The organism is Spirillospora albida (assembly GCF_000718255.1).
In the GTDB taxonomy this organism is placed as follows: Bacteria; Actinomycetota; Actinomycetes; order Streptosporangiales; family Streptosporangiaceae; genus Spirillospora; species Spirillospora albida.
In genome coordinates this window covers 104,595-130,087 of sequence record NZ_JOFJ01000005.1, presented here as the reverse complement: position 1 = coordinate 130,087, position 25,493 = coordinate 104,595, and the positions used below count along the sequence as shown (strand labels likewise).

Annotated in this window: 10 protein-coding genes; all 10 read left to right on the top strand. The window is 69.2% G+C overall.

Annotated elements, in window-relative coordinates; all coding sequences use genetic code 11:
* Nucleotides 1–45 precede the first annotated feature (45 nt).
* A complete protein-coding gene (locus IE99_RS0108610; protein ID WP_281176512.1) occupies nucleotides 46–810 on the top strand; it encodes a thioesterase II family protein in 765 nt (254 codons plus the stop codon).
* Nucleotides 807–1,043, top strand: a complete 237-nt coding sequence (locus tag IE99_RS0108605; protein ID WP_030166339.1) for a response regulator transcription factor — start codon at nucleotides 807–809, stop codon at nucleotides 1,041–1,043. Before IE99_RS0108610 ends, IE99_RS0108605 begins: the two co-directional genes overlap by 4 nt.
* A gap of 326 nt (nucleotides 1,044–1,369) precedes the next feature.
* Nucleotides 1,370–2,269, top strand: coding sequence for a 3-hydroxyacyl-CoA dehydrogenase family protein (locus IE99_RS0108600; RefSeq protein ID WP_051712287.1), 900 nt, complete (start codon nucleotides 1,370–1,372; stop codon nucleotides 2,267–2,269).
* The gene (locus IE99_RS0108595; RefSeq protein WP_051712286.1) at nucleotides 2,269–3,330 is read left to right on the top strand and encodes an HAD-IIIC family phosphatase; all 1,062 of its coding nucleotides are present in this window, start codon (nucleotides 2,269–2,271) and stop codon (nucleotides 3,328–3,330) included. The genes IE99_RS0108600 and IE99_RS0108595 overlap by 1 nt, the downstream gene beginning before the upstream one ends.
* Nucleotides 3,323–3,619: an acyl carrier protein gene (locus tag IE99_RS0108590; protein WP_051712285.1), complete on the top strand. Its 297-nt coding sequence runs from the start codon at nucleotides 3,323–3,325 to the stop codon at nucleotides 3,617–3,619. The genes IE99_RS0108595 and IE99_RS0108590 overlap by 8 nt, the downstream gene beginning before the upstream one ends.
* Nucleotides 3,612–4,751, top strand: a complete 1,140-nt coding sequence (locus IE99_RS0108585) for an acyl-CoA dehydrogenase family protein (RefSeq protein ID WP_030166321.1) — start codon at nucleotides 3,612–3,614, stop codon at nucleotides 4,749–4,751. Before IE99_RS0108590 ends, IE99_RS0108585 begins: the two co-directional genes overlap by 8 nt.
* 7 nt (nucleotides 4,752–4,758) lie before the next feature.
* Nucleotides 4,759–14,982, top strand: a complete 10,224-nt coding sequence (locus IE99_RS0108580; RefSeq protein ID WP_051712284.1) for a hybrid non-ribosomal peptide synthetase/type I polyketide synthase — start codon at nucleotides 4,759–4,761, stop codon at nucleotides 14,980–14,982.
* The gene (fabD, locus tag IE99_RS0108575) at nucleotides 14,982–16,244 is read left to right on the top strand and encodes an ACP S-malonyltransferase (protein WP_030166315.1); all 1,263 of its coding nucleotides are present in this window, start codon (nucleotides 14,982–14,984) and stop codon (nucleotides 16,242–16,244) included. The genes IE99_RS0108580 and fabD overlap by 1 nt, the downstream gene beginning before the upstream one ends.
* Nucleotides 16,241–20,818 carry an SDR family NAD(P)-dependent oxidoreductase gene (locus IE99_RS0108570; RefSeq protein WP_030166312.1) on the top strand — a complete coding sequence of 1,526 codons (4,578 nt, stop codon included), beginning with the start codon at nucleotides 16,241–16,243 and terminating at the stop codon, nucleotides 20,816–20,818. Before fabD ends, IE99_RS0108570 begins: the two co-directional genes overlap by 4 nt.
* A 13-nt stretch (nucleotides 20,819–20,831) precedes the next feature.
* Nucleotides 20,832–25,493 carry an SDR family NAD(P)-dependent oxidoreductase gene (locus tag IE99_RS0108565; protein WP_030166309.1) on the top strand — a complete coding sequence of 1,554 codons (4,662 nt, stop codon included), beginning with the start codon at nucleotides 20,832–20,834 and terminating at the stop codon, nucleotides 25,491–25,493.

Sequence of the window (25,493 nt, the reverse complement as noted above, 5' to 3'; positions counted from 1 at the left end):
TGCTGTCCGCCTATCGGTGGCTCATGACCCCAGAAAGGGGAACTGGTGGGGGATGTAGCGAGGACCCCGATCGTCTGCTTTCCGCACGCGGGTGCGGGAAAGATGTACTACGGCAAGTGGCGCTACGAATTCGGGGACGCCATCGACTTCCGCATCGTTCAGTACCCGTTTCGGGAGCAGCGGATGAACGTTCCCATGCCGGCGTCGCTGCCGTCGCTGGCGGAGGACGTTTTCGCTGCTTTTATCGGAACGTTCCGAGGGCCGTACGCGATCTGGGGCCACAGCATGGGCGCCATCGTCGGATACGAGGTTGCCAAGCTCTGCCAGCGGCGCCTGGACAATCCGCCCATGGTGTTCTTCGGTTCCGCCTCGGCCGCGCCCAATGAAAGCAGATTCAAGCGGGCCGCCATGCTCGACGACGAAGAAGGGCTGAACGAGATCCTGCGGCACTATGGCGGGATCGGCGAGGAGAATCTGCGCGATGCGGAGTTCATGAAGTACTTCTCGCCCATCATCTCCGCGGATTTGCAAATGCTCGCTACCTACGAGGAGACGGGCATTGAACGGCTGCGGTGCCCGCTCGTCCTCATGAAGGGCCTCGACGACCGAGCGGACATGGACGGGTGGAAACTCTATGCCGGAGATCCGCCGGAGTTCATCGAGTTTCCGGGCGGGCATTTCTTCCTGGAGGACTGCAGGTCTCAGATGGCTTCGATCATGGAGACCAGGATCCGTCTGCTCCGGCAGTCCGGCGACGCGGCCGCGGACAGGTGCGAGCGCGATGATCCGCAGGTGCGCGACCGCGGGTGATCAACGGGGGAACATTGCTCCACGATTCTTCAGATCCCACGGAGTTGACCGTCCGTGAGTTGGAAGTGCTGATACAGATCGCCAATGGCATGGATTATTCCGAGATCGGCCGCCGGCTCTGTATCTCCCCGCGCACGGTCAAGCATCATACGGCGAGCATGTTCCGCAAGCTCGAAGCGCGGAACCGGGCCCACTTGATCGCCATCGCCTTCAGGTCGAACTACCTGCGCTGAGTGGTCGATCTCCTGCCGCACCGTCGATGTGTGGGGCAGGTCGGACGGCCTGGAATCACCGCTGCGCTCCCGGGCCGGCCATCCGTGCGACCTGCGCCGACACCCTCCCAGTCCGGTGTCGCGGCAACGTGCTCAGGTGCAGATTCCAGATGTCAAGTAATGGCTGGAATTGGAACTGTACGTCATCGGGCCGGACTGTCCCGCCGGACAGTTCACGACGCCGAGGCGGGTCCCGTAAGTTGCTGCATAGCAAATGCGTTCGAAGTGGCCATGCATGCGACAACGTGGTCACGGCATCCGGCATGCGGTGGGGAGGGAGACCGGACATGACCACGGTAGGCGTTATCGGGGCCGGCCTGATGGGCAAGGACGTCGCCATTACCTGCGCCGGACACGGTTACGACGTGATCCTGTGCGACCGGGATCCCGATGTCCTGGCGTCCGTGCCGCGCGATATGCGGCGGTTGCTACGGCAATATCGACTGACGTCTCCCGCAGTGGCCGGGTGGAGCGCCGATGAAGTCCTCGGCAGGGTTCGCCCCAGCAAGAACTACGAAGAATTCGCCGACGCGGATTGGATCGTGGAGAACATCGTCGAGGACTACGCCGCCAAGGAGCAGGTCTACCTGGGCCTTCGTGAGGTGTGCGGCGACGACGCGCGGATCGCGGTGAACACGAGCTGCGTGTCCATCACGAAGATCGCCGGCCTCATGCCGCGTCCCGACCGGGTCGTCGGCATGCATTTCATGAACCCGGTGCCGTTGATCGAGGCGGTCGAGGTGATTCGGGGCCACCACACCTCCGACGACACGGTACGGGAGGCCGAGGTCTTCACGACCTCGCTGGGAAAGCAGCCCATCGTCGTGCAGGACACGCCGGGATTCGTGTCGAACAGGCTATCCCATCTGTTCATGAACGAGGCGGCCTTTCTCGTCCACGAAGGCGTCGCGGAGCCGGGGCAGATCGATGCTCTCTTCAGGCTCGGGTATGGACACAAAATGGGACCGTTGGAAACGGCGGACCTCATCGGCCTGGACACCGTCGTGAACTCCCTGGCCGTCCTGTACGACGATATGCAGGACCCCAAGTTCCGGTGTTGCCCGCTGCTCAAGAGGATGGTCGCCGCAGGCAGGCTGGGACGAAAGAGCGGTCAAGGCTTCTACTCGTACGCGAATCGCGCCGCCATCGGATCGCCGGAGGCCCTGCCGAGCGGGGGTTCAGCGTGATGCCACGTCTGCCCGCTCAGGACGAGGAACGATCCACGAAGATGGCGAAATGCGTCGTGTGGGACCTCGACGACACTTTGTGGCACGGCACGCTGGCCGCCGGCGACGACGTCGCGCCGAAGACGGGCGTCCCCGAACTCATCAAGACATTGGACTCTCGCGGCATTCTCCAGTCGATCGCCAGCAAGAACGACCACGACGACGCGCTGCGCAGGCTCGAGGAGTTCGGGCTCGCCGAGTACTTCCTGTATCCGCAGATCAACTGGAACAGCAAATCCAGTTCGATCGCCGTGATCCAGAAGAAGCTGAACATCGGGATGGACACGATCATGTTCATCGACGATCAGGCGTTCGAGCGCGACGAGGTCGCGTTCGCGCACCCCGAGGTGCAGACCGTCGACGCGGCGAGCTGCCTCGCGCTCCGGACGCTGCCCCGGCTGTCGCCGAAGGTGGTGACCGACGATGCGAGGCGGCGCCGGTCCATGTACCTGGAGGACGAGGTCCGCAGGACCTCGGAACGGGCCTACGAGGGGCCGCGGGAGGAGTTCCTCGCCGCGCTCGACATGCGCTTCGCGATCTCCCATGCCGCGGGGGACGACCTGCTGCGGCTGAAGGAGCTGACGGAGCGGACCAGCCAGCTGAACTCCACCGGCGTCCACTACTCGTACGAGCAGCTCGAGAAGCTGATGCGCGATCCGGGGCACGACCTGTGGGTGTGCGAGCTCACCGACCGCTACGGCTCCTACGGAAAGATCGGGATGGCGCTGGTGGAGAAGCGGTCCGACGCGTGGACGATCAAGCTCCTGCTCATGTCGTGCCGCACGGTCTCCAAAGGGGTGGGGACCGTGCTCCTGTCCTTCCTCATCAAACGGGCCTCGGACGAGGGCAGGCGCCTTTTCGCGCGATTCCGCCGCACCGACCGCAACCGCCAGATGCTGCTGACCTATCAGCTGGCGAACTTTCACGTGGTCTCGCACGACGGCGACGACTACCTCTACGAGAACGATCTGTCCGTCCGCCAGGACTACCCGGACTACATCAAGGTGGAAGTCGATGCATAGCGAAGCGGTCGAAAACAGGAAGGACGCCGCCGCGGCGGCGGCCGCGGCCAGTATCCGGTCCTATGTTCGCGGGAATGTGACCGGGCTGGACGGGGCCGGCCTGCGGGACGACGACAACATCTTCGAAAAGGGGTTCGTCGCGTCCATGTTCGCCATGCAGCTGCTGCTCTACATCGAGTCGACATTCGATGTCGAAGTGCCGGACGGCTACATCACACTCCGGAATTTCAGTTCTGTCGAACGGATGGCCGAAATGGTTGGCGAGCTGAAAGCGGCGGCAGGTGACTGAGCGGCGTCGTGCGGATGTCCTCGCCTGGGCCAGGTCGTTCGCCGAGGGGCTGGCACCCCGGGCCGCGGACTTCGACCGGAACGAACGGTTGCCGCGGGACGTCATCGAGCGCCTGGCCGAGGCGGGCGTCCTGGGAGCGACAGTTCCGACCGCCTGGGGCGGCATGGGACTGGATCCGCTCGCGTACGGCGAACTGACCGAGGTGATCGGAAAGGTGTGCTCGTCGACCCGGGCGCTGCTGACCGTGCACACCTCGCTCGTCGCCGAGACCCTCTCGGACCGGGCGTCCGACCGGCTGAAGAGAAAGTACCTGCCCGACCTCGCCTCCGGAACCAGGATCGGCTGCTTCGCCCTGTCCGAGGCCGAGGCCGGCTCCGACGGCGCGTCGGTCACGACGAGCTACGTCCGGAAGGGCGACGTGTTCGTCCTCAACGGGCGGAAGAAGTGGATCTCCTTCGCCGGGATCGCCGACCTCTTCCTGGTGATCGCGGCCGACGGTGACGCACTGAGCGCGTTCGTCGTCGAACGGGAGACGCCCGGCATGGAGATCCACCCGATGACCGGTCTGCTGGGGAACCGGGCGACCCACATCGCATCCGTGACCTTCACGAACGTGGAGGTGCCCGCGGAGAACCTCGTCGCGGGCATCGGCGTGGGCTTCAGTTTCGTCGCGAACACGGCGCTCTTCCACGGCCGGTACAGCATCGCCTGGGCGGGCGTCGCGATCGGCCAGGCGGCACTGGAGGAGATGTGCGATTACGCCCTCCGGCGCGAACAGTTCGGAGTCAAGATCGGCACCCATCAACTGGTGCAGCGGATGGTCGCGGACGCGGTCACGAACATAGGGGCCGCCAGGGAGTTGTGCCGTCATGCGGGGCGGTTGCGCGGGGATCGCGCCGCTGACGCGGTGATGCAGACGAATATTGCGAAGTACTTTTCGTCGACGGTCGCCCAGCGGGTCGCCTCCGACGCCGTTCAGGTGCTCGGCGGAAACGGCTGCTGGTCGCGATTTCCGGTGGAGCGACTCTTCCGTGAGGCGAAGATTCTCGAAATCATCGAAGGCACCTCGCAGCTGCAGCAGCTGATGATCGCCGACTACGGCTACAAGGCGTTCGCCAGGAGAACCGGGTGAGTGCGTGATGACCGGCATTTCGACCCTTACCGACGCGCTTCTCGGGCACCGCGATCCGGAGCGGGGAATCGCTTTCATCGGCGATGACAACTCTCTCGAACGGGTGCCGTATCCAGAGCTGGCTCGGCACGCGCGGTCCTACCTGGCCTTCCTGCAGGCGCAGGGGGCACGGCGGGGCGACGAGCTCGTCATCGCCTTCGACTCCAACAGGAACGTCATGATCGCCTACTGGGCGGCGCTCCTGGGCGGCATCATTCCGGTTCCCATGCCCGGCCTGAAGAACGACGCCGAGGTCCGGAAGGTCGTCGGCGTCTGGTCCGTGCTCGGGAGTCCCTGGCTCGCGTTCGACGATCCGGGCGCGGTCGGAAGGCTCGGCGAATGCCCGGACGGCTCCGCGTCCCCGGAGGACGTCCTCGGCCGCGGGCTGCTCACCGAGGACTGCACGGTCCGGCTGGTCGAGGACGAACCCGCCCTGGCCGACGTCGGACCGGACGACATCGCGTTCATCCAGTTCTCGTCCGGGTCCACCGGCAGGCCCAAGGGCGTGACGCTCACCCACCGCAACCTGTTGTGCAACATCGACGGCTTCGTGGGCGTGTCGGCCATCGACGAGGACGACGTGTTCCTCACCTGGAAGCCGATCTCCCACGACTTCGGGATGATCGGGTTTCATCTCGCCCCGTTGGTGGCCGGGTGCGCGCAGTATTGGATGACGACCAAGCACTTCGTCTGGAACCCCACCGACTGGATGTCGGCGGCGAGCCGGTACGGCGCCACGATTCTGGGGACGACGAACGCGGGCGTTCAGCACCTGCTGACCCGCTACGAACGGGGGAGCGCCGCCGGCGCCGCCTGGGACCTGAGCCGGGTCCGGATCATCCTCAACGGCGCCGAGATGATCAGCGCCCGGTCGTGCCGCGAGTTCTCGGACGTCCTTCGCGACCGCGGGCTGCGCGAGGACGCGGTCAAGCCCACCTACGGGCTCGCGGAGAACACGCTCATCATCTCGCAGTTCCAGGACGACGCGCCGGTGCGGTCGATCGTCGTGGACCGCGGTCACCTGGACGTCGGCTCCACGGTCCGCCCGGTCTCCGCGGACGATCCCACGGCGGTGGAGTTCGTGCTCTGCGGCACCCCCCACGGCCACTCCGAGGTCAGGATCGTCGACGACGCGGGGAACGCGCTCGGCGAGGGGCGGGTCGGCCGCATCCACGTCCGGGGCGGATGCGTCACCGGCGGCTACTACCGGAACGAGGAGACGACCCGGGAGATCATCCGCGAGGACGGCTGGCTGGACACCCAGGACCTCGGGTTCCTGCACGACGGCCAGCTCGTGATCGTCGGCCGGAGCAAAGAGGTCGTCATCGTCGGCGGCGTCAACCACTATCCGGCCGACATCGAGGACGCCGTCCTCGACGAACTGGGACGGCGGAATCTCAACAGGTACATCGCGTGCGCCGTGCCGAACGCCGACACCGCGGCCGACGACCTCGTCGTCTTCGCCTACTTCAAGGGCCGCAAGGAGCGGTTCCGGTCCATCGAGGCCGCCGTCAAGCGGGCGGTGATGACGAGGCTGGGTCTGAAGGTCGCCGAGGTCGTCCCGGTCCGGAGCGTGCCGAAGACGACGAGCGGCAAGGTGCAGCGCCACCGGCTCGTCCAGGACCACCTGGCGCAGCGGGAACGACGCGCCCCGGAGCGCGCGGCCGCGGGGACGGCCGAGCGGATCGACCGGGCGGCCGTGGTCGAGAAGATCGTGGCGGTCGTCGACGACCACGTCAGGATCGGTCGGGACGATCACGACACGAGCCTGTTCGACCTGGGCTGCAGTTCGGTTCAGCTGATCGGGCTGCAGGAGGAGATCCAACGCCGGCTGGGTGTCGAGCTCGAGCAGACGTTCATCATCGATCACCCGACGGTCAACGCGATGGTCGCCGAGGTATCGCGCAGGGCGGAACGCGGGGAACGCGAACGTCCGGCCCCCTCCCCGGCCCGGACGCGGGCGCACGCGTCGGAGCCGATCGCGGTGATCGGGATGGCGTTCAGGCTGCCCGGCGGCATCGGGAACAGGGAGCGGTTCTGGAGCGCGCTGAGCCGCCGCGCGGACGTCATCGAGGAGATCCCCGCGGACCGGTGGCGGCACAGCCCCCTCGACACCGGCGAGGTGACGACCACCGAGGGCGGCTACCTCCGGGACGTGGACCGGTTCGACCCGCTCTTCTTCAACATCTCGCCGGCCGAGGCGCGGCTGATCGACCCCCAGCAGCGCCTCCTCCTGGAGCTCACCTGGGAGGCGTTCGAAGACGCCGGGATCGCTCCGAACACCATCGGTGACAAGGCGAAGGTGGGAGTCTTCGCAGGCATTTCATTGGACGACTACCTCCAGGTCGGAAAGGACCTGGGCCATTCCCCCGACGCCTATACCTATACCGGCAACATGGCCAACGCGGCGGCCGGGCGGATCTCCTACGTCTACGGGTTCCGCGGCCCCAGCGCGGCGATCGACACCGCGTGCTCGTCGTCGCTGTACGCCGTGCACCAGGGCTGCCGGGAGCTGAAGCAGGGGGGCTGTGACCTCGCCGTGGCGGCGGGCGTGAACCTGATCCTCAGCCCCGAGGCGCACGTGTCGTTCAGCAGGCTCGGGGCGCTGTCCCCCTCCGGACGCTGCCGGAGCTTCGACGACGCAGCCGACGGCTACATCCGCAGCGAGGGCGCGGGGGTCGTCGTCCTCAAGAGGCTCGCGGACGCCGAACGCGACGGCGACGACGTCCTGGCCGTGATCACCGGCTCCGCGGTCAACCACAACGGCCGCAGCGGCGGGTTCACGGTGCCGAGCGGTGACGCGCAGAGCAGGGTGATCGAGGACGCCATGGCCGAGGCGGGTCTCGGGATCGACGACCTCTCCTACCTCGAGGCCCACGGATCCGGCACGCCCATCGGGGACCCTCAGGAGATCAACGCGCTGGCGCGGGTGTTCGCGGGGCGTGCGACCAGGCTCCGCGTGGGCAGCGTCAAGTCGAATCTCGGGCACCTGGAGGCCGCCGCCGGCATGGCGGCACTGTGCAAGGTCCTGGTCTCGCTGGCGCACCGCCGTATCCCGGGCACCCCGCATTTCCGGAAGGGCAACCGCCTGGTCGACTGGGAGAACGTCCCGATCGAGGTGGTGGCCGAGGAGATCCCGTGGGAGCCGGCCGCAGGACGGCGCCGCGCCGGCGTCAGCTCCCTCGGGATCAACGGAAGCAACGCCCACGTCATCGTGGAGGAGTACGACCGGGCGGCGCCGGACGCCCGTCCGGCGCCCGGCCTGCCGCGCCTGCTCACCGTCTCCGCGAACTCGGCACCCGCGCTGCGCACGGCCCTGCGGAGCCTGGCCGAGTGGAGCGCGGACGCGCGCGCGGATCTCGCCGACGTCTCCCACACCCTGACGGAGCGGCGGGCGGCCCTGCGGTTCCGGGAGGCGCTCGTCTGCGACTCCCCGGCCGCGATTCCGGCGGCCGTCGAGCGCGCCCTGGCGTCCCCCGGCGGCCCCGGCCGCGACGCCGCGCCGGCTCGCGCGGGCATCGCGTTCGTCTTCTCCGGACAGGGCACCCAGTACCCCGGCATGGCGCGCGAACTGTACGACCACGCCGACGCCTTCCGGCACGAGCTGGACGAGATCGACCGCGAGTTCCGGCGCGCGGGCGACATCTCCCCGATGGAGATCATGTTCGGTGACGACGAGTCGGCGTTCCGCTCCCCGCTGCGCGCGCAGCCGATGATCTTCGCGGTCGAACTGGCGCTCGCCCGCTACTGGCGGGCGCTCGGGATCACGCCCGCCGCGGTGATCGGGCACAGCATCGGTGAGTACGCGGCGGCCTGCTTCGCCGGTGCCGTCGGGGTCGAACGGGCGGTGGCCCTGGTCACGCACCGCGCCCGGGTCATGGAGGACACGCCGCGGACCGGCTCGATGGCCACGCTGCTGTGCTCCCGGGACCGGGTGGAGCGGCTGCTGCGCCCGTTTCCGGACGTCTCCGTGGCCGCCGTGAACGCCGCCGAGAACATCACCGTCTCCGGGCCGGCCGAGGCGCTCGACCGGCTGGCGAAGGACGCCCGCGGGCAGCGGATCTTCATGGAGCGGCTCGACGTGTCGCACGCGTTCCACTCCGCGCAGATGGCCGAAGGCGCAGAGCGGCTGTACGAGCGCATCCGCGATCAGTGGTTCGACGCCCCGGAGATCCCGTGGATCTCCGCGATGACCGGCGAGGTACTGACAGGGGAATCGACGATCGACGCGGCGTACTGGAGCCGGCACCTCGTCGAGCCGGTCCTGTTCAGGACGGCCGTCGCGGCGGCGCTCGAACGGGATTGCCGCGTGTTCGTCGAGATCGGCTCGATGGCGACCGTGGGCGGCCTGATCGCGCAGGAGTTCGGCGACGAGGTCGTCGTCCTGCCGAGTCTTCGGAAGGGACGTTCCGACGTCCGGCAAATGCTGGAGAGCATCGGTGAACTGTGGAAACTCGGCGGCAGCCTGGAATGGAGCCGCCTGCCGGGGAGCGGCGGAAAGCTGGTCCGCGAGGTGCCGCACACGCCGTTCGACAGGCAACGGATCTGGTACGGAGATCGCACCTTTGACGAGGCGGAGATGACGACCGAACCTGTGCGGCCGGGCGAACGTGAGGCGATCGGCGGGTTTCTCCGGCAGGCCCTCAGCCAGATCACCGGCGTTTCCGCCGAGTCGATGGACGATTCGCTCCAGCTCTTCTCCCTGGGGCTTGACTCCCTCATGCTCGCCCAGCTGGGACAGCGGGCGGAGAAGGAATTCAACGTCCTCATTCCCATCAAGGTCTTTTTCGAGTCGCTGCACACGCTCGGGCTGGTGACGGACTTCATCCTCGAGAACCGCCAGGCCGATCCGGTGCCCGCGGCCGGCTCCGCGACACCTGGCGAGGCCGCGCCGCCGGCACTTCCCGTCGTGCCGTCCCCGTCATCGGCGGCGCCCGCGTCGGCACCTCCTTCCTCGGGCGTCGAGGGCATCGTCGCGACACAGCTCGCGGTGATGCAGCAGCAGCTCAGCCTGCTGGGGGGCGCACCCGCCCCGGCACCCGCCCCGGCGGCGCGACCGGCGCGCAGCCCCGCACCCCCGACCACGCGGCGGGTCGGCGCGTACACCAACAACATCGTGCTGACCGATGCCCGGACGACCGACCGCCAGGCCCGGTTCATGCGCGACTTCGTCGCGAAGTACACGGCGAAGACCCGCAAGTCCAAGGAGTACGCCGACGCGCACCGCGAGAAGCTGGCGGACTGGATCGCGTCCCTGAACTTCAACCCGGGCATCAAGGAGACGGTCTATCCGATCGTCTCGTCACGGTCGCGCGGAGCGACCTTCTGGGATCTGGACGGCAACGAGTACGTCGACACCGCCATGGGGTACGGCGTCCACTTCTTCGGCCACCAGCCCGACTTCGTCGTCGACGCCGTGAAGGCCCAGCTCGACCTGGGATACGAGCTGGGCCCGCAGAACAAGATCGCCGGCGAGGTCGCGGAACTCGTGCACCGGCTGACCGGCGCCGAGCGGGTGACCTTCTGCAACACCGGATCCGAGGCGGTGATGGTGTCGTTGCGGCTGGCGCGGGCCTCCAGCGGCCGCGACAAGGTGGCGAGGTTCACCGGCTCCTACCACGGCGGTTACGACGGCGTGCTGGCCGAGGCCGACGGCGCCGGCAGCATCCCCATGACCGTCGGCATTCCGCAGGCGATGGTCGACAACACGATGGTGCTCACCTACGACAGCGCCGACGCCCTGGACCGGATCCGGCGCCACGGCGACGAGCTGGCCGCCGTTCTCGTCGAACCCGTGCAGTCGAGGAACCCGTCGTTGCAGCCCAGGGAGTTCCTGCACGAACTCCGGAGGATCTGCACCGAGCACGGGATCGCGCTGATCTTCGACGAGATGATCGTCGGGTTCCGGGTCGCCGTGGGCGGGGCCCAGGAGCACTTCGGGGTCGAGGCCGACATCGCCGCGTACGGCAAGCTCGTCGGCGGCGGCATGCCGATCGGGATCGTCGCCGGTAAGGCGAAGTACCTGGACGCCGTGGACGGCGGCGCCTTCTCCGATCTCGACGATTCCAAGCCGGCCACCCCGACGACGTTCTTCGGCGGCACGTTCTGCAAGCACCCGCTGGCGATGGCGGCCTGCAAGGCCGTCCTGACCCACCTGCGCGACTCGGGGGCGGAGCGGCTCGCGGAGATCAACCGGTTCACCGCGGAGTTCGCGCGTCGCGCGAACGACTACTTCGAGGCGGAGGACGTCCCGCTGAAGGTGGCGCACTTCGCGTCGATCTACCAGTACGAGTCCCTCGTCCCCCGCGACCTGGCCGACAGGTCGCTCGCCCTGAACCTGTTCTTCAAGCTCATGGCGTACCACGGCGTCTACGTGTGGGAGAGAAGGGGCTGCTTCTTCTCGCTGGCGCACACCCGTGAGCATCAGGACCGCATCCTCGAGGCGATCAGGAAGAGCGTCGAGGCGCTGCGCGAGGGCGGATTCGACTTCCGGCGCGCGACGTCCGCCGAACCCGCGCGGGAGACGACTCCGCTCTCGTCGCAGGAGAAGCGCATCTACGTGCTGTCGCGCATGCGCGGCGGGAACGAGGCGTACCAGATCATCTGCGGCCTCCGCTTCGACGGCGCGCTCGACCTCGAGAAGATCGACGGCGCGTTCCGGGCGATCGCCCGCAAGCACGACAGGCTGCGCACCCGCTACGAGATCGATTCGACCGACGTGAGGGCCCGCGTGGTTGCGGAGGTCGCTCCAGAACGCCATGTGTTCGACCGGACGCGGAATCCCGACCTGAGCGACGACGACGTCATGGCGGTGATGAACAGGCCCTTCGACCTGGCCGCGGCTCCGCTGTGGAGATACGGGATCGTCATCGACCGGGACGGGACCCATCGCCTGGTGATCTCGCTGCATCACATCGCGGCCGACTTCACGTCCCTGGAGATCATCTACAGGGACCTCGCCCGCCACCTCGAGAAGGGCGCCCTGGACGAGGCCGGATCCGACGACTACGCGTCGTTCGTGCGCGTGCAGTCCGAGGTCGTTCACCGGCCCGTGTACGAGGAGCACCGGCGGTGGTGGATGCGCGAGTTCGCGACCCTGCCGACGCCACTGAGCCTCCCCACCGACTCGCCGTACCCGCTGGTGAACGACTTCAGCGGGAGCCATCACTACTTCCAGATCGACGAGGACGTCCACCGGGCGGCCAGAGCGCTCATCGAGGAACACAAGACCACGCCGTCCGTCTTCTATCTGTCCTTGTGGGCGGTGTTGCTGGCGAAGGTCACGGGCGACGACGACCTGTGCATCGGCATCCCCATGGACCAGCGGATGCTGGGCTCGTTCGAGCACACCGTGGGGATGTTCGCCCAGTCGCTTCCGCTGCGCATCCGGCCGGCGGCGGACCTCCCGGTGCCGGATCTGCTACGGCGGGTCCGGGACACCTGCCTCGAGGCGATGGAGCACTCGCTCTACTCGTACGACGTGCTGGTCGAGGAACTGGACCTGGAACGCGACTTCGGCCGCAACGCACTGTTCGACGTCATGTTCACGTTCCAGAACGCCCGGGGCCGGGTGCTGCGCTTCGGTGACCTCGAGGCCGCGACGGAGAATTTCGCTCCTCCGCGGTCCACGGTCGCGCTCTCGCTCGACCTCACCGAACGGGACGGCGGCCTGTTCGGCGACCTGAGCTTCTCGAACGTCTACGGCGAGGAACGCGCCGCCGGGTTGATGGACCTGTTCCAGGGCCTCATCGAGCGGGTGGTGAAGGAGCCCGGTCGGACCGTCGGGGACCTCTCGCTCCTCGACGACGAGTCCCGGGAACGGCTGATGACACTGGGCACGGGGCCGGTCGTCCCGGACGTGCCGTCCATCGCGGAGCTGATCGAGGAAGCGTTCCGGCAGAACGCGACGAGGCCGGCGATCCGATTCCGGGGCGCCGACCTCACGTACGCGGCGCTGGCCGAGCGGGTGGACCGGTACGCCGCCATCCTCCAGGAACAGGGTGCGGTCAAGGGAGACGTGATCGGGCTCCTGCTGCCGCCGTCGCCCGAGCTCATCACGCTGATGCTCGCCGTCAACCGCGTCGGCTGCGCCTGGCTGCCCATGGACGTGAAGAACCCGGTGAAGCGGCTGCGCTACATGATCGAGACCGCGGCCCCGAGGAAGGTCGTCTCCTCCGCGGAGGCGGCCGCGAGCCTGGAGCTCGGCGATCGGGCGCTCTCGATCCGGGAGGAGGACCTGGGCGGGGGAGCGCCGCCCGCCGCGGTCGCGGCGCGCCCGGACGACCTCGCCTACGTCATCTTCACCTCCGGGTCGACCGGTGACCCCAAGGGGGTCATGGTGACGAACGGGTCGCTCGCGAACTTCCTGCACGGCATGCCGGAGGCGCTCCGGTGGGGCCCGAACAAGGCGGTGGCGTGCCTCACCACTCCGTCCTTCGACATCCACCTCCTGGAGACCCTGCTGACCCTGGTGCGGGGCGGGACGGTCGTCGTGGCCGAGGAGAAGGACGCCCGGACGCCGGCGGACATCGCCGACTTCGTCACCCGCGGCGGCGTCGAGTACATGCAGATGACACCGACCCGGCTGCGCCTGCTCTGCACGGATCCGCAGGCGGCTGCCAGGGCGCTGAAGCCGCTGAAGAAGCTCATCGTGGGCGGGGAGGCGTTCCCGGAGAACCTCCTCCCCGAGCTGGGGTCGTTCCCGTCGCTGGAGATCTTCAATGTCTACGGCCCGACGGAGACCTGCATCTGGTCCAGCGTCAAGGAGCTGGCCGGGGACGCGGCCGTCAGCATCGGCAGACCCATCGCCAACACCACCTTCTACGTGCTGGACGACAATCTCGAACTCGTTCCCGAAGGCACGTCCGGGAACCTGTGGATCGGTGGTCACGGGGTCTCGCCCGGCTATCTCAACAGGCCCGAGCTGACCCGGGAGCTGTTCCGGGACGACCCGTTCGGGAAGGGCAGGATCTACCTGAGCGGCGACCGGGCCCTGTGGAAGGACGGCGAAGTCCACTGCCTCGGACGCATCGACAACCAGGTGAAGGTCCGCGGCCACCGGATCGAACTCGAGGAGATCGAACTCGCGATCGCCGGACACGACCTGGCGGCGGGCGCCGCCGTGGTCGTCCAGGAGCTGCCCGGAGGCAATCAGCTCCTCCGCGGCTTCTACCAGGTGAAGGACGGGGCGGAGCTCACCCCGGACACCCTGCGGGCCCGGCTCGCCGAGTGCCTGCCCGACTACATGGTCCCGGCGACCCTGACCGAGGTGGCGGACCTCCCGCTGACGACGAGCGGGAAGGTCGATCGCAAGGCGCTGGAGAAGGCGTTCCCGCAGCCGGTGGGAGACGACCTTGGGGAAGGCGCGGCGGCCGCGGTCGACCAGCGGCTGATCGCGGCCTGGAAGAAGATCCTCGGCGATATCCCGATCGGCTACGACGACAGTTTCTTCGATATCGGCGGCAATTCCTTCAGCCTGATCCTGCTCCTGGAGGAACTTAACCGGTCCTTCCCGGACGCGCTGGACGTGAGCGACCTGTTCGCGAACCCGACGATCGGCAAGCTCGGCCGGTATCTGAAGGCGCGGTCGGCGGGCCGGGAAGCCGGTGATCCCCCGGCGGACCGCGGTGTCCGGTTGCCCGAATCGTGGTTCGTGCGGGACGGGACGGCCGACGGCCGGGTCGAGACGACACTGCCGGAACGCACCCGGGCGACGCTGGAGGCGCTGCGGGAGAGCGCGGCGCACGAGATCGGGGATCTGCTCAACGCCGCGTTCGCCCTCACGCTCGGCAGGGTCCTCGGACAGGACGAGATCACCCTGTGCGTCGTCGGCGGCGACGACGGCGTCACGCCCGTCCGGTTCGACTTCGCCGGCAAGACCGACCTGACCGAGATCCTGGACGACTACCGCCGCCAGGCGGGCGGGTCCGGCGGCCGGCCGGACGTCGCGCGGTTCGCGGCCGGGCGCCGCGCCGGCGGCACCGTGTCCGTCGCGTGCCGCACCGGACGGGGGACGGACGGGGCGCGCCTCCTCCGGCATTTCGACCTCGTGTTCGGGATCGAGGTGGCGGCGGACGGGATCACGATCGGAATCGACCACGCACGGGACGTCGATTCCGCGGCGCTGGCGGAACTGCTGAGCGGAAATGTCAAGCTCCTGGGAATGCTGGGCATTCCGGAAAGGGTCGGATGATGAATGAGCTCGTGATCGTGTTTCCGGGTCAGGGATCCCAGTTCGTCGGGATGGGGAAGAAGTGGTTCGCCGCGCATGAGAGCGTCCGGGAGCGTTTCCGGCAGGCGTCCGACATCCTCGGGTACTCGCTGGAGGACCTCTGCTTCGAGGCCGAGCCGAAGGAGCTGACGAGGACCCGCTACGCCCAGGTGTCGCTGCTGGTCGTGAGCTACGCGATGTACGAGGCCGCGATGCGCGAGGTCGCGAGCCGGGGGCGGAAGGCGCCGGTCTCGGCCATGACCGGGCACAGCCTGGGGGAGATCACCGCGCTCCTCGCGGCGGGGGCGGTGTCCTTCGAGGACGCGGTCCGCCTGGTCAAGGTGCGCGGCGAGGCCATGGAGGTCTGCGCGGCCGACGGCTCCACCGGCATGATCGCCGCGATGGGGATGCCGGTGGCCGATCTGGAGAAATGCGTCGAGGACTTCAACGCCGAGGGCCACGACGTGCAGGTCTCCAACTACAACACCGATACGCAGACCGTTCTGTCGGGCACGCTCGACGACCTGAAGAGCATGACCTCCTACCTCGAGGAACGCGACTGCCGGGTCGCCAAGCTGAACGTGGCGGGCGCCTTCCACAGCACGTTCATGGCCACCGCCGTCCCCGCCTTCGTGGAGGCGATCGAGAAGGTCGGGTTCACCGAGCCGGACGTCCCCGTCTACAGCGGTGTCACGGGCCGGGCGTACGGGAACGCGTCGGAGATCAAGGACGCCCTCGCGGTGCAGCTGACCAGCCCGGTGCGCTGGAGCGGCGTCGTCTCGGCGCTGGCGGACCGGGACGTGCGCCTGTGGATCGAGGTCGGGCCGAAGCAGGTGCTGAAGAAGATGATCGCGGGGGTCGTCGGCGAGGAGGACGTCCTCGGCCTGGACGAGGATCCCGAGCGGGCCTACCAGGCGATCGACCGGCTGATCGAACGCAGGAGGAGCGAACCCGGCCTCGTGGGGCTGTGCATGGGCGCGGTCGCCGCGACCAGGAACCGCAACTTCGACGACGACGCCTACACCGAGGGCGTCATCGTCCCCTATCGCCGGCTCCAGGAACTGGACCGGATCGACAAGGACGAGTTGACGGACGAGCAGAAGCGGACCGCGCTGGACCTCCTCTTCACGATCATGAAGACGAAGCAGGTCCCCGAGGCGGAGCAGCAGGACCGCGTCCGGTCGATCCTGCGGCGCACCGGCGACTCCGGTCTCCGGCCGGCCATGGGGGCCTCCGCGACATGAGCTCCCTGCTCGATCTGAGCGGTCTCGACCTGACCGGACGCCCGGACGACGCCGAAGTGCGGATCACGCGGGCCGGCCCGCGGACGAGCGCGGCGCCGGTCGCGATCATCGGGATGAGCGGGCGCGCGGGCGAGGCGGAGAGCCTCGGCGAGTTCTGGACGATGCTGCTGCGCGGCGAGGAGACCTACCGCGCCCTGTCGGAGGAGCGCAGGGCGGACGTCGACGCCTACCTCGCGGCGAAGAACGCGCCCGTACCGCGCTCGCCGGAGCGGTACATCGGCGGAACCCGCCTGCGGACCCTCGCCGACTTCGACCACAGGTTCTTCGGCCTCTCCCCGCAGGAGGCCCGGCTCGTCGACCCGAACCAGCGGATCTTCCTCGAGACCGCCTGGGCCGCGCTGGAGGACAGCGGCCGCCTGACCGAGGAGATCCGCGGCGAGAAGGTCGGCGTCTACGTGGGCATGTCGGCCGACTTCGGCGAGGACTACCGGGCGATGATCCAGGCGATCGCGCCCGACGCCCCGGAGGTCTCCGTGGCCGGCAACGTCAGGTCGATGATCGCCGCCAGGATCGCCTACCTCCTGGATCTGCGCGGCCCGTCGATGCTGATCGACACGGCCTGCTCGTCGGGCCTCGTGGCCGCGTACACGGCGTTCAGCGCGATCCGGAACGGCGAGTGCGCGATGGCGCTCGCCGGGGCCGTGAACTGCGACCTGCTCCCGCTCGACGCGGACGGTGACCCGGACGCCGGCATCGGCATCAAGGACATCCAGGACACATCATCCGCCGACCACAGGACCCGGACGTTCGACCGCAGGGGCGACGGCACCTTCGCCGCCGAGGGGTGCTTCGTCTTCGTGCTCAAGTCGCTCGACCGGGCGCTGAGGGACGGCGACAACGTGCACGCGGTGATCATGGGCGGGGCCGTCAACCAGGACGGCGCGTCGAACGGCATCACCACTCCCAACGTCGAGGCGCAGGCGGACCTCATCGACGCCGCGCTCGCCGACGCCCGGGTCGGGGCCGAACGGATCGGCTTCATCGAGGCGCACGGGACGGCGACCAGGCTCGGCGACCCGATCGAGATCGGCGGCATCGAGCGGGCGTTCGCCCGGCGGACGTCGCTCCGGCAGTTCTGCGGCATCGGCTCGGCCAAGACGAACATCGGCCACATGGACAACGCGGCGGGTCTGGCGGGCCTCGCCAAGCTGGTGCTGTCGCTGAAGCACCGGACCCTGCCGGCCAGCCTGAACTTCGAAGAGCCCAACCGCAACATCGTCTTCCCGCAGAGCCCCGTCTTCGTGAACGACCGCACGGTGCCCTGGTCGGACCGTCGCGACGAGACGCTCTACGCGGGGATCAGCAGCTTCGGGCTGAGCGGGACGAACTGCCATCTGATCGTGCGCAGCGCGGACGCCGCCCCCCGACGGGAGGCCGGTCCGGAGCCGCCGGGATGCCTCCTGTTGCCGCTGAGCGCCCGGGACGCCGGTGCCCTGGCGAGGCTGGCGCAGCGCTACCTCGACTTCCTCGCCGGCGCCGAGGCGGACCTCGCCGATCTCGTCTTCACCGCCTCGGCGGGCCGCCTGCACCACGGGGTCCGCGCCGCGTTCGTCTTCGAGGGCCGCGAGGAGCTCCTCGCGCATCTCGAGCGGTTCGCCGACGGCCGGGCGGCGAGCGAGGACGTGTGCGGCGGGGAGTTCCGGCTCGTCCTGGAAAGCGGCGAGAAGCGCGACCCGCGAGACCTCACGCACGCCGAACGCGACGAGCTGAGCCGGGAGGCAGCGGCGCTCGTCTCCGGCCCCGCGCCGGTGGACCGGGACACGCTGCGCCGGGTCGCGTCCCTCTACGCGCGGGGCGCCGAGATCGACTGGCGGCGCGCGGCGCCGGACGGGGCGCGCAGGATCTCGCTGCCCACCTACCCCTTCGAGCCGATCCGATGCTGGATCGAGCCCGACGGCGAGGCCCGTCGCGGGGGCCTCCTCGACGGAGCCGACTTCCTGCGCACGCTGGACCGGGACATCTGCGCGGCCCGGATCAGCTCCCGGGACCGCTGGGAGCTGGCCGAGCACCGCATCCACGGGGTCGGCGTCCTTCCCGGCACGGCGCTGGTCGAGATGATCGTGTCGGCGGCCCGGAGCCTCGGCGTCGCCGGGCCGGGCATGACGCTCCGGGACATCGTGTTCGCGACTCCGCTCGCGGTCGCCGACGGCGAGGACAAGGACGTCCACGTCATCTTCGAACCGCGGGGCGACATCGACGAGATCACCGTCGTCGGCCGGTCCGGGGACGGCGAGTGGGTGCGCAACGCCAGGGCCGAGCTCGTGCGCGGAGCCGTCCCGCAGGCCGCCGAGCCGCTCGACCTCGACGGTGTCCGCGGCCGGACGGAACGCCGGATCCGGGAGCCGGAGGATCTCGACAGGTCCAAGGGGTTGGAGATCGGCGAGCGCTGGACCGGGAGCCTGCTGAACGGTCACGCCGACCGGGAATCGGGGGAGCTCTTGTACGAGTTCCGGCTGCCGGCGCGGTACACGCCCGAGATCCGCGACTACGTCCTCCACCCCGCGTTGCTCGACGCGCTGATCAACGCGCCCAACAACCTCTACGACACGGAACGGCTCTACCTTCCGCTGTCCTATGGCGTCCTGACCATCCACGGCCCCCTGCCCGCCCATGTCTTCGCGCACTTCGAGAAGCGGGCCGAGTCCATCGACGGGGAGCTGTACAGCTTCGACGTGACCGTGGCCGATGCGACGGGCCGGGTCGTCCTGACGGTGGAGAACTACTGCATCAAGTCGGCGGTCGACCTCGACATGGCGGGAGTCGGGGAGTTCGGCCACGTCCAGGCGTACCGGGAGGTCTCCCCGCCGTCGCCACCGCGCCGGGGGACCGGCGCCGTCCTGCTCTGCGGCGGCTCCGGGGAAGCGCTCGGTGCGCTGGAACGGACGATCGAGGCGGCCGGCTACGACTGCGTCCACGTGCCGGACGGGATGGACGATGCGGCCGCCGAACGGCTCGGAGAGGACCGCACGTTCGCCTTCGGCGTCATGCTGTGCCCGCCCACGGGGGATTCGGGCGAGGAGCCGGCCGAGGAACCGGTCCGGCGGGCGTTCGCCCTCCTCAAGCTCATCTCGGACAGGCGGCCGACGTCCGGCGGCCTGCTGGTCCTGACCCGCAACGCCTTCGCCGTCACCGGGGACGAGCCCGCGATCGAGCCCGGCCAGGCCGGCGTGCTCGGCCTCATGAGGGTGGCGGCCCTGGAGTACAAGGGCCTGCGGATCCGCTGCGTCGACTCCGACGGGCACACTGATCCGGCCCTCCTGGTCGCGGAGGCGCAGAACCCCGAAAGACCGCCGCTCCTGCACTACCGCCGCGGGCGGCCGCACGAGCCGTACATGAAGAAGTGCGCCGTTCCGCTCGGCGGCGGCGCACCGGCGGGCCCCGCGAACGACGGCGTGGTCGTCGTTTCGGGCGGCACGGGCGAACTCGGCACGGCCGTGGCGCGGCACCTGGCGCGGCGGGGGGCGCGCAGGCTCGTCCTGCTGGGCTCCCCGGACGGCGGCACGACGAGGGAGTCCTGGTCCGACCTGCGGGATCGGCTCGACGTGTTCGAGGTCCTCAGGCCGGACCTGGGGGATCGGCGGGCGGTCGAGCGCGTCCTCCGCGACCTCCGTGAGCGGCATGGCCGGATCGCCGGAGTCCTCCACCTCGCGGCGCGTCCCGGGGCCGGGTTCCTGCACACCAAGGACTACGACGAGTTCATGCGGGTGTACCGGCCCAAGGCGCTGGGAGGCGTCCACCTCCACGAGGCCACGCTGTCGGACGACCTCGAGTACTTCATCGCGTTCTCCAGTGTTTCCGGCCTTCTCCTGCACCAGGGGCAGGCCGACTACACCGCCGCGAACCTGGTGCTGGACAGCCTGGCGCAGCACCGGAGCCGCGCGGGGCTGCCCGCGCTGAGCGTCCAATGGCCCGCATGGCGTGAGATCGGGATGGCGCGGCGCCTGGACGCGGTGGACGAGGAGGAGATCTTCCCGCCGCTGGACACCGGCGAGGCCATGACCCTGCTCGACGCGCTGGTGGCGTGGGAGGGACATCCGCCCGTCATCATGCCGGGCCGGATGAAGAGGAAAGGGCGAGCGGCCGCGACTTCGGACGCCCGGCCGACGCCGAGGGGCGCGGGCGGGCGGGACGTCACGCTCTTCGGCATGGACGAGCCCGGTGACATCGAGCGGGCCGTCGCGGAGATCTGGGCCGAAACGCTCGCGATGGACGAACTCGACGCCCATGACACCTTCGCCGCCCTCGGCGGGAATTCGCTGCTCACCTCGCAGATGTTGAAGCTCTACGGTGAGCGTTTCCCCGACGCCATGGACATCACGGATCTGTTCCGGTACACGACCATCGCCGAGCAGGCGGCCTGCCTCAAGGAAAGGCTGCACGTCGACGAACCGCGCGTCGGCGAGGCCGGCCCGCCGTCTCTCGGCACGACGGACATCGACGGCGAAGACGTCGACCGGCTCCTGGACCTGCTGGAACAGGGGGCGATCACGGTCGACGAGTCTCGAGACCCTTAGAAATGGACGTCATATGGACAACCTGAAGACTTTCGTTCTCGAGCAGTTCGCCGCCAAACGCATCACCAGGGAGCGGGCGAAGAGCCTGCTGTCCGAACTCTCGGGCGCCCATCTCCACCAGGACGTCGCGATCATCGGAATGGCCGGGCGCTTCGCCGCCGCGACGAACATCCAACAGTTCTGGGAGATGCTCCAGAGCAAGCGCAACTGCATCCGGGACTTTCCGCAGGCGCGGAAGAACGAGATCTACGAGACGCTGAGGAATCCGTACTACACGGAACTGATCCTCGGGGCGCCGGTCGACGAGGCCGACCTGGACCGGATCTATGCCATGAGCGGCTACCTGGACCGCATCGACCACTTCGACGCCCGGTTCTTCGGCATCCCGCCCCTCGAGGCGGACTACATGGACCCGTACCAGCGGATCGCCCTGGAGGTCGCCTACGAGGCGCTGGAGAACGCCGGGTACGGAGGTGACGGCGCGAAGGGCACCAGGACCGGCGTCTTCCTGGGACGGGACCAGACGAACTTCTCGTACTACCGCATGGTCTCCGAGGGCAGCCCGATGCAGCTGTCCGGCTCCTGGGAAGGCATGGTCGCCAGCCGGATCTCCTACCAGATGGACTTCAAAGGCCCCTGCGTCATGACCGACACGGCGTGCTCGGCGGGTGCGGTCACGATCCACCAGGCCGTCCAGTCGCTGGTGCTCGGCGAGTGCGACATGGCGCTGGCCGGCGGCCTCAACCTCACGATGGGCGGTGAGGCGAAGTCCGACTTCATGTCCGGGATGACGATGGACAGCGTCGTGTCGGACGACAGCACGGTGCGCACGTTCGACGCCCGCGCGAACGGGACCCAGTGGGGCGAGGGCGCGGGGATCGTCGTCCTGAAGCCGCTCGCCCGCGCGCTGGCCGATCGCGACCACATCCGCGCGGTGATCAAGACGTCCGCCATCAACAACGACGGCACCTCCAACAGCATCACCGCGCCCAACGCGCTGATGCAGGAGCGGGTGATCCTCGACGCGTGGGCCAAGGCGGACTTCTCGCCGGAGACGATCACGTACGTGGAGGCCCACGGCACGGGAACGGTGCTCGGCGACCCCATCGAGGCCAAGGGGCTGACCAACGCGTTCCGGCGGCACACGAAGCGCAGGCAGTTCTGCGGGATCGGATCCCTCAAGACCACCATGGGGCACATGGTCGCCGCGTCCGGCGTGGCGTCGGTGGGCAAGGTCGTGAAGGCCCTCGAGACCGGACTGCTGCCGCCTTCGGCGAACTTCGAGGTGCCCAACCCGTACATCGACTTCACCGACGGCCCGCTCTACGTCAACGACCGGCTGACGGAGTGGGAGACGAACGGGGAGCCCCGCCGCGCCGCGATCAACTCGTTCGGTTTCATCCGGACGAACTGTCACATGGTGCTCGAGGAGGGCCCGCGCTACCGGAGCGAGGCCCAGCGCAAGGACCGCTACTGCCTCACGGTCAGCGCCAGGTCCGAGTCGTCGTTGCGGGAGCTGGTCGACGCGTACGCGTCACTGCTCGCGGACAGTCCCTGGTCGCTCGCGGACATCTGCTACACCTCCAACGTCGGCCGTGGCCACCACGACCACCGCCTCCTCATCGTCGCGACGACGAAGGAACGGCTCGCGGAGTCCCTCGCCCGCGCCAGGGAGCACGGCCCGCACGGCGACGCGGAGCACGGGCTCTTCTACGGCGTCCACGCCGTCGTCAGCGACCGGAAGACGGAACTGGAGCCCGGGGACATCACCGTCCAGGAGAGCGAGCGGCTCTCCGGCGAGGCGAACGCGAGGCTCGCCGCGTACCGCGCGCACGGCGACGACGCGGCGCTCACCGAACTGGCCGAAGCGTACGTCCGCGGCGCCCGGGTGGAGTTCGGGAAGTACCACGAGGACGAGGGCAGGCGGAGGGTTCCGCTCCCGACGTACCCGTTCGAGAAGACGCGCCACTGGGCCAAGCCGATGAGGACGCGCGTGCGAGGCTTCGGCGGCGTCCGGGAGCACCCCCTGCTGGGCAACGAGATCAGCAGATTCGAGTCCCAGGTCGTGTTCGAGAACACGCTTTCGGTGGACCGGCACTGGGTCCTGTCGGATCACCGCATCCGGCACAGGGCCGTCGTTCCGGGAACGACCTACCTGGAGATGGCCCGCGCGGCCTACAGCGCCGTTGAGAACACGCAGAGCATGCGGTTCGAGAACGTCTTCTTCCTCTTCCCGCTCTCAGTGGAAGAGGGCGCGGGCGCGGTCGTGCGAACCAGGCTCGACCGGCTCGACGAGGGCGGCTACGCGTTCGGTGTGTCGAGCCGGCGCGACGGCGAGTGGATCGCCCACGTCGAGGGGCGGGTGGGCCCCGTCGGCGAGGCCGCCGCGCCCCCCTCGGCCGTCGACCTCGAGGCGCCGAAGCGCGCCGCGACCGAGGCGGCCGACCCCTACGACGGCGAGACCGACACCGGTGTCTTCCAGTTCGGGCCGCGCTGGGACTCCGTGCGGGCGTTCTGGAGGAACGACGCGCAGGCGCTGGCCCTGCTTCGCCTCCCCGAGGGCGTCGACGCCGAGACCGCGGACTACGGGCTGCACCCCGCCAAGCTCGACAACGCGGTCAACCTCACCTCGCAGACCAGCGGGCGGACGTTCCTGCCGTACCTGTACAAGAGCTTCGTCCTCCACCGGCCCATGCCGGAAACGTGCTATTCGCTGATCCGGACCGTCCGCGACGACGGCCGGGACGGCGAGACGATCACCTACGACGTGGACCTTCTCGACGAGGACGGCCGGATCTTCGCGCAGATCACCGGCTACACCGTCAAGAGGGTCGACTGGGAGCGCTTCAGCCTGGACGGCCCCCGGCGGTTCCTCGAGTCCGCGTGGGTGCCCGCTCCCCGCCTCGGCACGGCGGTGGAGGAGGACTCGGCGTGGGCCGTGCTGACGCTGGACTCCCGGGCGGGCGGGCGGCTCGTCGACGAGGTCGAGGCGCGCGTCCGCCGGGTCGTCCCCTGCCGCCTGGGCGAGAAGACGGATCCCGCCCGCGACGTGTTCGCTCCGGACGAGGAGGGCGTGCGGCTCCTGTGCGAACGGCTGCTGCGAGAGCAGGTGGAGGGCGTCCTGTTCGCGACCGACTTCACCGCGGACGCCGGGCTGTCCCACGAACGGCGCCGCGCGTACGGCGCCGACGCTCTGTTCGAGCTCTACCGGGGCATGCTCGCCGCGCGGCTCAAGCCCGCGCGGGGCCTGAAGGTGCTCGGCACGGGAGCCTGGCCGGTGGCCGAGGGCGGCCCCGGCATCGATCCGTACTACGCCGCGACCGCCGCGCTCGCCGTCGTGATCGGTCAGGAGCACCGGCATCTCCTGGTGGACGCGGTGGACGCGCCCGCCGACGCGGACATGGAGCTCGTCCTGCGCGAATGCCTGGGCGGCCACGGTGCGACGCCGCGGGCCGTCCGGGGTTCGGACATCCATGTGCGGGAGTTGCGGTACCGCGAGGCGGAGGAGGCGGCCGGGCCGCGCTACGCGGGAGGGACGTTCCTCATCACGGGCGGCGCCGGGGGCCTCGGCCTCGCGATCGCCGAGGAGATGGCCCGGGAGGGGGCCGAGAAGGTCGTCCTGCTCGGCCGGCGGCCCCTCGACGAGCGGACGGCGCGGCGCATCGAGGGGATCGGGCCGGCCGAGTACGTCCCGTGCGACGTGTCGCGCGCCGCCGACGTGGAACGCGTGGCCGGATGGCTGCGGGACGAGGGCGTCGTCCTCACCGGCATCGTCCACGCGGCGGGCGTGGCCGGCGCGGGCTTCCTCGCGACGAAGGAGCGCGGGGTCTTCGGCACCGTCCTCGCCCCGAAGGTCGACGGCGGCGTCGCGCTGCTGGATCTGGCGAAGGGGCACCCCGGTGCCTTCCTGGTGTTCTTCTCGTCGATCACCGCGATCACGGGTGGCCAGGGGCAGGGCGACTACTGCTGCGCCAACGCCTTCATGGACGCCCTCGCGGCCCGGGCGAGGGACGAGGGGATCCCCGCGCTGTCCATCAACTGGCCGACGTGGACCGAGGTCGGGATGGCCGTCGACCACGGCATGGGGACCGATGACGCGCCCTTCACGGCGATCTCCGTGCGCGAGGGGCTGGACTGGCTGGCGTACTTCCTGCGGAACCCGGCCACGGGCGGCGTCATCCCGGCCGCGTTCAACCTCTCCGTGATCCGGGACGCCCTGGACGAGCTGCCGTTCCGGCTGCAACCGGAGCTCCGGTCCGAGGCCGCCGACGCGGGCGCCGGTCCGTCCGGAGATGTCGTGTCCGATCTCCGCCTCACCGGGCTGTCCGATCCGACCCCGACCCAGCATCAGGTCGCCGTCCTGTACGCGACCGTGCTCGGGCTGGGCGAGGTCGACGCCTACACGACCTTCCAGGACATGGGCGGCAACTCGCTGATGACGTCCCAGCTGCTATCGAAGCTCGACGAGCTGTTCCCGGACACGGTCGACATCGCCGATCTGTTCTCGTACTCCACGGTCGCCGACCTCGCCGCCTACATCGACGAGCGGCGGGGGCCCGCGCGGGCCCCCGCGGACGCCCCGGCGGCGGACCAGCCGCTCAGGGAGGTCCTGGAGGAGATCGGGGACGCGGAACTGACCGGCATCTTCGGCGACGCGGACGGCGGAGGGAGGTAG

What these genes read in the sequence shown, in the direction of transcription:
- IE99_RS0108565 (WP_030166309.1), top strand. Translation starts at nt 20,832, where the DNA reads ATGGACAACCTGAAGACTTTCGTTCTCGAGCAGTTCGCCGCCAAACGC.
- IE99_RS0108600 (WP_051712287.1), top strand. Translation starts at nt 1,370, where the DNA reads ATGACCACGGTAGGCGTTATCGGGGCCGGCCTGATGGGCAAGGACGTC.
- IE99_RS0108590 (WP_051712285.1), top strand. Translation starts at nt 3,323, where the DNA reads ATGCATAGCGAAGCGGTCGAAAACAGGAAGGACGCCGCCGCGGCGGCG.
- IE99_RS0108595 (WP_051712286.1), top strand. Translation starts at nt 2,269, where the DNA reads ATGCCACGTCTGCCCGCTCAGGACGAGGAACGATCCACGAAGATGGCG.
- fabD (WP_030166315.1), top strand. Translation starts at nt 14,982, where the DNA reads ATGAATGAGCTCGTGATCGTGTTTCCGGGTCAGGGATCCCAGTTCGTC.
- IE99_RS0108570 (WP_030166312.1), top strand. Translation starts at nt 16,241, where the DNA reads ATGAGCTCCCTGCTCGATCTGAGCGGTCTCGACCTGACCGGACGCCCG.
- IE99_RS0108580 (WP_051712284.1), top strand. Translation starts at nt 4,759, where the DNA reads ATGACCGGCATTTCGACCCTTACCGACGCGCTTCTCGGGCACCGCGAT.